This window comes from Micromonospora sp. WMMD729 (genome assembly GCF_049315225.1).
Lineage (GTDB): Bacteria > Actinomycetota > Actinomycetes > Mycobacteriales > Micromonosporaceae > Micromonospora.
Genome location: NZ_CP186059.1, coordinates 1,840,255 through 1,851,651 on the forward strand (window position 1 = coordinate 1,840,255; position 11,397 = coordinate 1,851,651).

Consider the following 11,397-nt stretch of genomic DNA (forward strand, 5'->3'; position numbering starts at 1 on the left):
CGGGTGACCGCCGAGCCCGACGCCGTGATCGAGCAACGTCCAGACCGACAGAGGACAGTGACCATGGACGACACCATCCTCGAGATGCGTCGTATCACGAAGACCTTCCCCGGAGTGACCGCGCTGGAGGACGTCAACCTCGCGGTACGTCGGGGAGAGATCCACGCCATCTGCGGCGAGAACGGCGCCGGCAAGTCCACCCTGATGAAGGTGCTCTCCGGCGTCCACCCGAGCGGCTCGTACGACGGCGAGATCCTCTTCGACGGCAAGCCGATGCAGTTCCGGGGCATCCGGGACAGCGAGGCCAATGGCATCGTCATCATCCACCAGGAACTCGCCCTGGTGCCCTACCTGTCGATCGCCGAGAACCTCTTCCTGGGCAACGAGCGGCGGGGCCGTACCGGCCTGATCGACTGGAACAAGGCCAACGCGGAGGCGGCGGAGCTGCTGGCGTCCGTGGGGCTGCACGAGAACCCAATGACGCCGGTCATCCAGCTCGGTGTGGGCAAGCAGCAACTCGTGGAGATCGCCAAGGCGCTGTCCAAGAAGGTGCGCCTGCTCATCCTGGACGAGCCGACGGCCGCCCTCAACGACGTCGACTCGGCACACCTGCTCGGCCTGCTCCGGCAGCTCAAGGAGCAGGGCATCACCTGCATCATGATCTCGCACAAGCTCAACGAGATCACCGCGATCGCCGACTCGACCACCGTCATCCGGGACGGTCGCACGGTGGAGACCCTGGACATGCGCGCCGACGACGTCAGCCAGCAGCGCATCATCCGGGGCATGGTCGGCCGCGACATCGAGAGCTTCTACCCCGACCGCGAATCGTCCCCCGGCGAGGAGGTGCTGCGGATCGAGGACTGGTCGGTGCGGCACCCGACCCAGGAGCGGATGGTCGTCGAGGACGTCAACCTGTCGGTGCGCGCCGGTGAGGTGGTCGGCATCGCAGGGCTGATGGGCGCCGGCCGGACCGAGTTGGCGATGAGTGTCTTCGGCCGCTCCTACGGCCGCGACATCAAGGGCAAGCTCTTCATGCACGGCCGGGAGGTCACCGCCCGTACCGTCGCGGAGGCCATCGACAACGGCATCGCGTACGTCACCGAGGACCGCAAGCGGTACGGCCTCAATCTCATCGACGACGTCCGGCGCAACGTCTCCGCCGCCGCCCTGGACCGGCTGGCCCGGTACGGCTGGGTGAACGGCAACGAGGAGATCAAGGTCGCCGAGACGAGTCGGCGGGACATGAACATCAAGACCACGAGCGTGATGGCCGTGGTCGGCAAGCTCTCCGGCGGCAACCAGCAGAAGGTCGTGCTGTCGAAGTGGCTCTTCACCGACCCGGACGTGCTGATCCTCGACGAGCCGACGCGCGGTATCGACGTCGGCGCCAGGTTCGAGATCTACACGATCATCAACCGGCTGGTGGCGGCCGGCAAGGCGGTGATCGTCATCTCCTCCGAGCTGCCGGAGCTGCTCGGGATGTGTGACCGCATCTACACCCTCGCCGCGGGCCGGATCACCGGTGAGAAGCCGGTGGGCGAGGCGACCCAGGAGAGCCTCATGGAGCTGATGACAAAGGACAAGGAGCTCGTCGGATGACCAGCATCAAAACCCCTTCGACGGAGCGCCCGACACCGTCGGATCCCGCGCCGGCCGCCGCTCTGCACACGGGGACGAGCGACCTGCGGGCCCTGGTGCTGAACAACCTCCGGCAGAGCGGCATCTACGTCGCCCTGGTCGTCATCGTGGCGCTCTTCGCGGTCCTGACCGACGGGGTGTCGCTGAGCCCCGGCAACATCACCAACATCGTGCTGCAGTACTCGTACATCCTGGTCCTCGCGATCGGCATGGTCATCCTGATCATCGGTGGGCACATCGACCTGTCGGTGGGGTCGGTGGTCGCGCTGACCGGCGCGGTGTCCGCCGTGCTGGTGATCCAGCAGGGGCACCCGTGGTGGCTGGGCGTCCTCGCGGCGCTGGCCGTCGGCATCGCGGTCGGCGCGTGGCACGGCTTCTGGGTGGCGTACGCCGGCATCCCGGCGTTCATCGTGACCCTGGCCGGCATGCTGCTGTTCCGGGGTCTCACCCTGCGGGTGCTCGACAACATCTCGCTGTCGCCGTTCCCGGGCGAGTACCAGAAGGTCGCGGCCGGCTTCCTCAACGGCCTGCTCGGTGGTCAGGGCTTCGACGCCTTCACGCTGCTGATCGGCGCGATCGCCGTGGCCGGGTACGCGGTGAGCGGTTTCCGCACCCGCCTGGCGCGGATCCGCTACCAGCAGCCGGTCGAGTCGTTCCCGCTGTTCGTGGCCCGGGTCGTCCTGGTGGGCGCGGTCATCATGTACTTCGCCTGGCAGCTGGCGCACGCCCGGGGCCTGCCGATCGTGCTGATCATCCTGGCGGTGCTGGTGCTGGTCTACGGACTGCTCACCCGGCGGACGGTCTTCGGCCGTCAGGTGTACGCGATCGGCGGCAACCTCTCGGCGGCGGCGTTGTCGGGCGTGAAGGTGCGCACCGTCAACTTCTGGATGTTCGTCAACATGGGCTTCCTCGCGGCCGTGGCCGGCGTCATCTACTCGTCGCGGTCCAACGGCGCGCAGCCCGCCGCCGGCAACATGTTCGAGCTGGACGCGATCGCGGCGGCCTTCATCGGTGGCGCGGCGGTCACCGGCGGCGTGGGTACCGTGGTCGGCGCGATGGTCGGTGGTCTGATCATGGCGGTGATGAGCAACGGTATGCAGCTGATGGGCGTCGACCAGTCGACGCAGTCGGTGGTGAAGGGGCTCGTCCTGCTCGTCGCCGTCGCGTTCGACGTCTACAACAAGCGCCGGGCGGCCGGCACCCGCTGACCCCCTGGACGACACGTACGCGTGCCCCTGCCCGATCAACGGGCGGGGGCGCGCGTCGTTGGCGAGTGATGCGGGTGGATGGCCCTCTGGTTGTCGGCCTTGTCGGGGTGGGTCGACCCTTGTGTGGTGGGTTGCTGTCGAGCTGCCCCAGATATGGGCCGCGCGTCTGTCCGCGCCGCGATCAGATGCCTGGACGGTCCCGGCATGAGACCCACCAGCCGGCACCCGTGCTGTGCCCCACATCTGGGGCAGCTCGACAGCGAGCGCATCAGGTAATTCCCGCCCGCCCGCCGGGCCACGCCGGGATCCCGCTGCACCACCCTGGTGCAACGGGATCAGAGCGTCAGTGGCAGGTGCCGGTGCCGCTGTCGGCGTAGGTCTGGCCGGCGACCGGCACGAACTGCCAGTCGTAGCTGCCGGAGTGCAGGGTGAACTTCAGGACCCCCCACGCGGAGCTGTTGCGCGCCTCGCTGTTGGGCTGCACGGTGCCGAAGCCGTAGTGGTCCGCGCCGCCCATGCCGGCGACGAAGCTGCGCAGTCCCCGGCCGGCGTCGTAGCTGCCGGACGGGTTCATCGGGCCGAACCGCTCGTACACGTGGTTGTGGCCCCACACCACGACGTCGGCGTTGTAGTCGTAGAGCGCCTGGTACAGCGGGCGCGTCGAGGTGGACGGCGCGTGGTCGGAGCTGGACGTGAACAGCGGGTGGTGCCAGTACGCGATCGTGCACGGCTTGGTGCTGGCCGCCAGGTCGGCGCGCAGCCACTGCTCCTGGGCGGAGCCGGCCGACATGCTGATGTTCGAGTTCAGCGACACGACGTGCCAGTTGCCGAGGTCGTAGGAGTAGTAGCCCCGGCCGCTCGGGCCGGCGTTCGTACCGAAGTAGTTGTAGTAGCCGGTGGCCCCCGACGTGTTGTAGTCGTGGTTGCCCGGCGACGGGCGGGTACGGCTCTTGTGCCGGCCCCAGGTGGGCTCGTAGTAGCTGGCGAACTGCGCCGCGGTGCCGCTGTCGTAGACGTTGTCGCCGGTGGTGAAGACGGTGCCGGAGATGCCGTCGAGCAGCGCGGCGGTGGCCGTGTCGCCGGAGCCGGAGGTGGCGATGTCGCCGGCGCCGACGAGGACCGGGTCGCCGGAGGGTGGCGTCGTGGTCCCGGTCGTGACGACCAGTTGCGGGGCGTCGGCTCCGCTCTCGCGGGTGTCGTAGTAGGCGCCGTCGCCGCTGGTCGAGGTGGCGCCGAAGCTGTACGTGCCGTTGCCGGTGACCGCGGAGGTCACGTCGATCTCGTACCAGGTGTTGCCGGCGACCGCGCCGAGCGTCCCCAGGGTGGCCCCGTCGAGAGCCGGCTGGTTGTTCCAGGTGGTGCCGGTCTCCGACCAGGTGGTGCTGGACATCCTGCGGAACGTGCCACCGGCGTCGCTGCCGCTGTTGCCGCTGATCGTGCGCAACCGCAGCTTGGCGCTGGTCACCGTGCCGCTGACGCCGCTCACGGTGAAGCGCAGGAACATCCGCCGGGTGGGCGAGTTGTCGACCACGATCTGCGTGGAGGTGCCGTAGTTGGTGGCTGCCGTGTCGTTCTGGACGTAGGTGTCGGCGACCGGCGTGAACGTCACGCTCGCCGCGGCGGCCGTGCCCGAACCGGTCAGGACGACGGCGGCGGTGGCGGCGACGAGCACCGCCACCGTCCCGACCGTCACCGGCGGGCGGGCGAATCGAATGTCCATCCAGGACCCCTTCGTTACGGGTGCAGAGCGCAAGGACCGTAGGAAGCTCGATGAACCGACGTGCTGCCGTCAGGTGAACAGTACGCTCAAACAGCGAAACATCTCGATGTTCGCGTGATGTTCACGCACCGCACGCCCGCCCGCTGCCCGCACTCTCTTGTGGTCCGTCGGGCCGGGTCGTCACGATGGCTGACCGTCGCCCACCGATGCACAGGAGATGCGCGTGTACCTGTCGACCGTCTCCCGCCCGGTCACCGACCCACCCGGGCCGCGACGTCGCCGCCTCGCCCTGGTCAGCGGCAACGTGGTCGCGCTCGGCACGGTCAGCCTGATCACCGACGTCTCGGCCGAGATGGTGGCCGCCGTCCTGCCGCTCTACCTGGTGTTGGGCCTGCAACTGAGCCCGGTGGCCTTCGGTGTGCTCGACGGAGTCCACACCGGCGCGACCGCGCTGCTGCGGGTCGTCGGCGGCTTCGTCGCCGACCGGTTCCGTCGGCGCAAACTCATCGCCGGCGTCGGCTACGCGCTCTCCGCGGTGGCCAAGCTCGGCCTGCTGCTCGCCGGCCGATCGGTCCCCGCCATCGGCGCCGTCATCGCCGTCGACCGGCTCGGCAAGGGCGTCCGCAGCGCGCCCCGGGACGCGCTGATCACGCTCTCCACCCCGCCCGAGGCACTGGGTCGGGCGTTCGGGGTGCACCGGGCCATGGACAGCGTCGGCGCGTTCCTCGGGCCGCTGGCCGCGTTCGCCGTCCTGCTGGCCGTCGGGCAGTCGTACGACGCGGTGTTCGTCACCAGCTTCTGCGTCGCCGCTCTGGCGGTCGTCGTACTCGTGCTCTTTGTCCGGGAGCGCCCGAGTGGCGCGCCGGCGGACGCGCCGGACGAGCCCCGGGTCTCCGTCGGCGAGGCGTGGGGCCTGCTGCGCAGCCGACCGGCCCGTCGGCTGCTGCTGGCCGCCACGATGCTCGGCCTGGCCACCATCGGCGACGGCTTCGTCTACCTGGTGCTGCAACGCCGCGAGGATCTAAGTCTGCGGTGGTTCCCGCTGCTGGCGGTGGGCACCAGCCTCGCGTACCTGCTGCTCGCCGCCCCGCTCGGCGTGCTCGCCGACCGGATCGGGCGGCTGCCGGTGGTGGTGGGCGGCTACCTCGCCCTCGGCGCGACCTACCTGCTGCTGTCCGGACCGCTGCACGGCTGGCCGGCGCTCGCGTTGACGCTGGCGCTCTACGGTGCGTTCTACGCGGCCACCGACGGCGTGCTCATCGCCCTCGCCGGGCCGGTGCTGCCACCCCGGCTGCGGACCACCGGGATCGCGCTGGTGCAGACCGGGCAGGCGCTCGCGTACCTCGTCTCCTCGGTCCTGTTCGGTCTCGCCTGGCAGGCCTGGGGACCGCAGACGGCGGTCCGGGCGGCGGCGGTGGCCGTCGCCGGTGTCCTGGTCGTCACCCTGCTCCTGCTGGCTTCCCCGTCCCGTCTGTTCCCCCGGAGGGTGTCCCCGTGACCGCGATGTCGACCCGGGCCAAGCTCGGTGTGCTGGCCGCCTCGGCGGTGCTGCTGGCCGGCGGGGCCGTGGGCTACGCGGCCATCGCCGCCGAGCCGCCCCGGACCCCGCCACCGGCCGCCGCCGCCGGGGACCAGGCGGTCACCCTGACGCCGGGCCCGCGCCTCCTGGCCATCACCGACCGGTACGTCTCCAGCGTCGCCACCGCCGACCCCGACGGGCCGCGTACCGTCTCGGGTCTGGAGTGCCTGCGGGTGTACGCGGCGGCCGGCACCGGCGTCTGCCTGCGGCCTGCGACCGCGTGGTCGTACCAGGTGGTAGTGCTCGACGCGGCGCTGCGCCAGAAGCGGACGCTGAGCGTGCCGGGCCTGCCCAACCGGGCCCGGGTCTCGGCGTCGGGCCGGATGGTCTCCTGGACGACGTTCGTCGGCGGCGACTCCTACACGGCGAGCGGCTTCTCCACCCGCACCGGCATCCTCGACACCGTCACCGGGGCCACCGTCCCGTCGCTGGAGGGGTTCGCCGTCACGCGGGACGGCCGCGCCTACCGCAACCCGGACGTCAACTACTGGGGCGTCACCTTCACCGCCGACGACAACCGGTTCTACGCGACGATGTCGACCGGCGGGAAGCGCTACCTGGTACGCGGCGACGTGGCCGCCCGGACCGTCGAGACGCTGCGGGAGAACGTCGAGTGCCCGTCGCTGTCGCCCGACGGCACCCGGATCGCGTTCAAACAGGCCATCGACGCCGACCCGACGAAGGGTTGGCGGCTGTCGGTCCTCGACCTGACCTCGGGGCGGATCACCGCGACCGCCGAGACCGCCAGCGTGGACGACCAGGCGGCCTGGCTCGACGACGCGACGCTGGCCTACACGCTGCGCCAGAGTGACGGCCGGCCGGACGTCTTCGGCGTCCCCGCCGACGGCTCCGGTACGCCGAAACTGCTGATCCCCGGCGCCGAGTCGCCGGCACCGCTGACCTGACGACCCGGCCGCCGGGCGCGACACCTGACGGCCTTGCCGCGGTCAACGTCCCGTCACGTCGGCTTCCGCGCCGCAGCCTTCGCCGTTCATCGACGGCCTCGAAGGTATGGACCATGACAAGGCTCAGCCGTCGCATTTTCGTCCTCAGTGGACTCGCCGCCGCCGGCGTCGCGGCAACCCCCTGGCAGAGTGCCCGCGCCGCGGTGCCGTACCCCTTCAAACTCGGTGTGGCGTCGGGTGATCCGGCACCCGACAGCGTGGTCCTGTGGACCCGGCTGGCACCCTCACCGCTCAACGCCGACGGGCAGGGCGGCATGGCCGACGCCGACGTGACGGTCGAGTGGCAGGTGTCCACGACCGACCGCTTCTCGTCGTTGGTCGCCTCCGGCTCGGTGGTCGCCCGGTACGCCGACGCCCACTCGGTGCACGTCGTAGCGGGTGGTCTGGCCGCCGACTCCGACTACTACTACCGTTTCCGGGCCCAGGGGCAGATCTCCCCGGTGGGGCGTACCCGGACCGCGCCGGCCCCCGGCACGTTCGGCCGCGACCTGGTGATGGCGTTCGCCTCCTGCGCCCACTACGAGGCCGGCTACTACACGGCGTACCGGCGGATGGCCGAGGAGAACCCGGGGCTGATCCTGCACCTGGGCGACTACATCTACGAGGGTGGCGTCAACACCTCGGCGGTACGCCAGCATGTGGGCGCGGAGATCGTGTCGCTGGCCGACTACCGCCGCCGGTACGCCCTCTACAAGTCCGACCCGGACCTGCAGGCGGCGCACGCGGCGGCGCCCTGGCTGGTGGTGCCGGACGACCACGAGGTGGAGAACAACTACGCGAACATGGTCCGCGCCGACAGCAGCCCCACGCTGACCGCCGCCCAGTGGACCGCCCGGCGTACCGCCGCCTATCGCGCCTACTACGAGAACATGCCGTTGCGCCCCGCCTCCGCGCCGAGCGGGAACAGCATCCCGCTCTACCGCCGCATCCGGTGGGGGCAGCTCGCCACCTTCCACATGCTCGACACCCGGCAGTTCCGCGACGACCAGGCGTGCGGCGACGGCTGGAAGGTCTGCGCGGACGCCGACCTGGCCTCCCGGTCCCTGACCGGCGCGACCCAGGAGGCGTGGCTCCTCGACGGGCTGACCCAGCACTACGGCACCTGGGACATCCTCGGCCAGCAGGTCTTCTTCGCCCGCCAGTTCGAGGCGAGCGGGGCGGCGAACATGGACGCCTGGGACGGCTACCGGGCATCCCGCAGCCGCATCCAGACCGGCTGGCAGCAACGCGGTGTGCGCAACCCGCTCGTCCTCACCGGGGACGTGCACAAGTCGTGGGCCAACGAGCTGAAGGCCGACTACGCCAACCCGTCGTCGGCCACCATCGGCACGGAGCTGGTCTGCACCTCGATCACGTCGACGGGCAACGGCACCGGCAGCACGACCATCCCGAACGCGGCCACCAACCCGCACCTGAAGTTCTACTCCGACCGGCGCGGCTACGTCCGTACCACGATCAGCCGCAGCCAGGTCCGCGCGGACTTCCGCGCGGTGAACACGGTGACCGAGCACGGCGCGGCGGCGTCGACGGTGCGCTCGTTCGTCATCCTCGACGGCCAGCCCGGCCTGCAGGCCGGGTAGAAGGAGCACACGATGACCGCACTCACGACTCTGCTCGCCGTGTCCCTGCTGGCGCCGACCGCGCCGGCACCCGCTCCGACGGCCATGACCGCCGACGCGGTCACCTGGACCACCGCCAACAGCGTGGCCACCGGCGACCAGGACCTGCCCGCCGTCGCCATGAACCGTGCCGGTCAGGTCGCGGTGGCCTGGGAGGACGACCGGGACAGCACCGCCCCGGAGGACGACACCCACAGCGAGATCTACGTACGCCTGTTCCGCGACGGCACGCCCGGCTACGAGCTGAAGCTCTCCGGCGGCGGCACCACCGGGGCCGCCTGGCGGCACATCAGTCCCGACGTGGGGCTCGACGACCGGGGCAACGCCGTGGTGGTCTGGGCCGCCGACGGTGACGGCAACGGCGTCTACAACATCCAGTACCGGGTGATCTCCCCAGCCGGCGCGATCCTCGGCTCCGGACAGGCCAACGCCAGCGACGCCGGCCAGCAGATCTGGCCGAAGGTGGGCATCGACCCGGACGGCGCGCCCACCAGCGCCGCCGTCGGCTTCACCGTCGTCTGGGAGGACGTGCAGGGGACCGCGCCGGCCACCGTCAGGGCCGCCGGCTTCACCGCGCCCACCACCAAGGGGTACGAGGTGACGGCCTCGCAGACGACCGGCTCGCACCACCGCCCCGATGTGGCGGTGTCCGCCTCCGGCGAGGCGCTGGTGGTGTGGGACGAGGACGCCGACGCGAACGGCTCGTACAACATCGGGCTGACCCGGCTGGCCCGGTCGAACGGCGCGGTGGTGCTGTCCCGGCGGACGGCCAACGCGCAGAGCGGCGGCCAGCAGCGGCGGGCGTCGGTCGCGGCGACCTACTCCGGCGACTACGCCGTCGGCTGGGAGTCGGACCACACCGGCACCAAGGGCGTCTGGGCGCGCTCGTTCACCGCGGCCGGCACCGCGCGCCACGACGAGGTGCAGGTGTCCACCGGTACCGGGGCGGTCGCTCCCGGTGTGGGCATCGACGACGAGGACAACGTCGTGGTGGGCTGGTCGGTGCCCGGCGCCAACCCGGACGTCTGGGCGCGCGGCCTCAACCCGGACGGCAGCACCACGGGCCGGCTGGCGGCGCAGGCGCTGAGCCAGACCACGACGGGTCGGCAGGAACACCTGGCCGTCGCCGCGTCGCCGTGGGGCGAGGTGAGCCTCTGTTACACCGACGACAACGACGGCAACGGTTTCGACCAGGTGCTCCTCGGGCTCGGGGCGACGAACTCCAGTTGGTTGATGACCGCCGAGGAACTGCGCCAGCGCAAGGCGCGGGCGGCCGTCAGGACCCGCTGAGCCGGGCGTCATCGGCAGGACGGTCGGGTTCGGTGAAGTCGCGGTGTCCCGCTACCGGGGACACCGCGACTTCCATGAAACCGAGTGGATCACGCCGTGGCCGATGCGCCAAAGAGCAGATCGAGGTGGGCGTCCAGGGCGGCGAGGGCCTGCTCGGCGGTGTACTGCCCACCGAGCAGGTGCACGCCCAACCCCTCCATCAGCGCCAGCAGACCCCGCGCGTCGACCTCCCCACGCCCGGCGGGCAGGACGCTGGTGACGAACGCGGTGAGCTGCGCGGTGCCCTCGTGCAGGCCGGTCGCGGCGCTCGGGCGTACCGCCGTGTAGGCGAGGAACGCGAGCGCCACCCGACCGTCGTCGCGGGTGTGCGCGTCGAGCGGCAGCAGAGCGGCGATCATCGTGCGCAGCAGCAGCCGGGGGGAGGGGTCCGCGCCGAGTCGCGCCACCGCCTCGGTGACCCGTAGCTGGCTGCGTTCGCGGACCACGCTCAACGCGAACGCCATCATCTCGTCCTTGGTCCGAAAATAGTGCTGGACCATCCCGGCGGACACGCCCGCCTCGGTGGCGACGTGACGGAGGCTGACGGCTTCCAGGCCCTGGTCCGCGGCGACCCGCATCAACGCGTCCGCGATGAGGGTGCGTCGCTGCTGGTGATCGACCTTCTTGGGCATGGCTTCGATCGTTTCACAGTGGGTGGCCGGGAGCCGCCGTCGCGGGCGTGCCCCGGGCGCTGCGCAGCAGGCCGTCAGGGTCGTCGGCGTACAGCCGCAGCTCGTCCATCGGCGCGGAACGACCCCGGGGCAGGTCGAAGGTCGTCGGCCGACGCAGCACGACGTCGATGCTCGTCTGGCTGCCGACCGAGATGTGCAGAACCTGGCGGTCACCCTCGGGCTCGACCTGCACGGTCCTGCTCGACGGTAGGGAACGGTGGCGCTTGCGCAGTGCGGCGACGTCCGCCCACGGGATCCAGATGTCGATGCCGGAGCTGTTGCGCACCCGCAGCCCGGTGTCGGCGACGACGTGCGGGTGGATGGTCATGCTCGCCCAGAGGCCGACCATCCAGAGCAGACCCCAGATGCCGAGGCCGAGCACGATCCAGCGGGCCGGCCGCCAGGGGACCACGTTGGTGACGATCAGATCGAAGATCGGGATCTCGATGGCCGACAGGGCGATGAAGATCCCGAGGATCGGCTTGACCACGCCGAGGTAGCCGAACGGTTCGTCGCCCGGACCCAGCGGCAAGGGACGGCGACGCGCCCACCGGTAGAGGCTGCGCCACATCGCGGCCTCGCTCACGGCCGCCCGGCGCAGCAGCGGTCCCACGGTCGCCCTGGTCGGCGTCCTCGTCCCGGTCATCGTCCTCATCCTCGAACAG

Annotated in this window: 9 protein-coding genes; 6 read left to right on the top strand and 3 right to left on the bottom strand. The window is 70.9% G+C overall.

The window, feature by feature from the left end:
- Positions 1-63: 63 nt before the first annotated feature.
- Together mmsA and mmsB are read left to right on the top strand one after the other, a co-directional pair.
- Positions 64-1,602, top strand: coding sequence for a multiple monosaccharide ABC transporter ATP-binding protein (gene mmsA, locus ACN263_RS08455; RefSeq protein WP_422739254.1), 1,539 nt, complete (start codon positions 64-66; stop codon positions 1,600-1,602).
- Positions 1,599-2,849 (top strand): multiple monosaccharide ABC transporter permease, encoded by a 1,251-nt coding sequence (gene mmsB, locus ACN263_RS08460; RefSeq protein ID WP_422739255.1) that lies wholly within the window; start codon positions 1,599-1,601, stop codon positions 2,847-2,849. Before mmsA ends, mmsB begins: the two co-directional genes overlap by 4 nt.
- Before the next feature lie 343 nt (positions 2,850-3,192).
- Here mmsB and ACN263_RS08465 read toward each other — a convergent pair whose 3' ends face one another.
- On the bottom strand, positions 3,193-4,569 hold the full coding sequence (locus ACN263_RS08465) for a DUF7594 domain-containing protein (protein ID WP_422739256.1): 1,377 nt from the start codon (positions 4,567-4,569) through the stop codon (positions 3,193-3,195).
- Positions 4,570-4,792: 223 nt separating this feature from the next.
- Here ACN263_RS08465 and ACN263_RS08470 point away from each other — a divergent pair, with 223 nt between their 5' ends.
- The 4 genes from ACN263_RS08470 to ACN263_RS08485 all read left to right on the top strand — a co-directional run bounded on the left by ACN263_RS08470 (position 4,793) and on the right by ACN263_RS08485 (position 10,022).
- Entirely contained in the window at positions 4,793-6,067 is a 1,275-nt protein-coding gene (locus tag ACN263_RS08470; RefSeq protein WP_422739257.1) for an MFS transporter, read from the top strand.
- Between the two features lie 5 nt (positions 6,068-6,072).
- Positions 6,073-7,053, top strand: coding sequence for a TolB family protein (locus ACN263_RS08475; protein WP_422740636.1), 981 nt, complete (start codon positions 6,073-6,075; stop codon positions 7,051-7,053).
- Positions 7,054-7,166: 113 nt separating this feature from the next.
- Positions 7,167-8,693, top strand: a complete 1,527-nt coding sequence (locus ACN263_RS08480) for an alkaline phosphatase D family protein (protein ID WP_422739258.1) — start codon at positions 7,167-7,169, stop codon at positions 8,691-8,693.
- 12 nt (positions 8,694-8,705) lie between these two features.
- A complete protein-coding gene (locus ACN263_RS08485) occupies positions 8,706-10,022 on the top strand; it encodes a hypothetical protein (protein WP_422739259.1) in 1,317 nt (438 codons plus the stop codon).
- Positions 10,023-10,111: 89 nt separating this feature from the next.
- Here ACN263_RS08485 and ACN263_RS08490 read toward each other — a convergent pair whose 3' ends face one another.
- Both ACN263_RS08490 and ACN263_RS08495 read right to left on the bottom strand, forming a co-directional pair.
- Positions 10,112-10,693, bottom strand: coding sequence for a TetR/AcrR family transcriptional regulator (locus ACN263_RS08490; RefSeq protein ID WP_422739260.1), 582 nt, complete (start codon positions 10,691-10,693; stop codon positions 10,112-10,114).
- A 13-nt stretch (positions 10,694-10,706) separates the two neighbouring features.
- Positions 10,707-11,378, bottom strand: coding sequence for a hypothetical protein (locus tag ACN263_RS08495; RefSeq protein ID WP_422739261.1), 672 nt, complete (start codon positions 11,376-11,378; stop codon positions 10,707-10,709).
- Between the last annotated feature and the right edge of the window lie 19 nt (positions 11,379-11,397).

What these genes read in the sequence shown, in the direction of transcription:
- ACN263_RS08485 (WP_422739259.1), top strand. Translation starts at nt 8,706, where the DNA reads ATGACCGCACTCACGACTCTGCTCGCCGTGTCCCTGCTGGCGCCGACC.
- ACN263_RS08475 (WP_422740636.1), top strand. Translation starts at nt 6,073, where the DNA reads ATGTCGACCCGGGCCAAGCTCGGTGTGCTGGCCGCCTCGGCGGTGCTG.
- mmsA (WP_422739254.1), top strand. Translation starts at nt 64, where the DNA reads ATGGACGACACCATCCTCGAGATGCGTCGTATCACGAAGACCTTCCCC.
- mmsB (WP_422739255.1), top strand. Translation starts at nt 1,599, where the DNA reads ATGACCAGCATCAAAACCCCTTCGACGGAGCGCCCGACACCGTCGGAT.
- ACN263_RS08465 (WP_422739256.1), bottom strand. Translation starts at nt 4,569, where the DNA reads ATGGACATTCGATTCGCCCGCCCGCCGGTGACGGTCGGGACGGTGGCG.
- ACN263_RS08495 (WP_422739261.1), bottom strand. Translation starts at nt 11,378, where the DNA reads ATGACCGGGACGAGGACGCCGACCAGGGCGACCGTGGGACCGCTGCTG.
- ACN263_RS08490 (WP_422739260.1), bottom strand. Translation starts at nt 10,693, where the DNA reads ATGCCCAAGAAGGTCGATCACCAGCAGCGACGCACCCTCATCGCGGAC.
- ACN263_RS08480 (WP_422739258.1), top strand. Translation starts at nt 7,167, where the DNA reads ATGACAAGGCTCAGCCGTCGCATTTTCGTCCTCAGTGGACTCGCCGCC.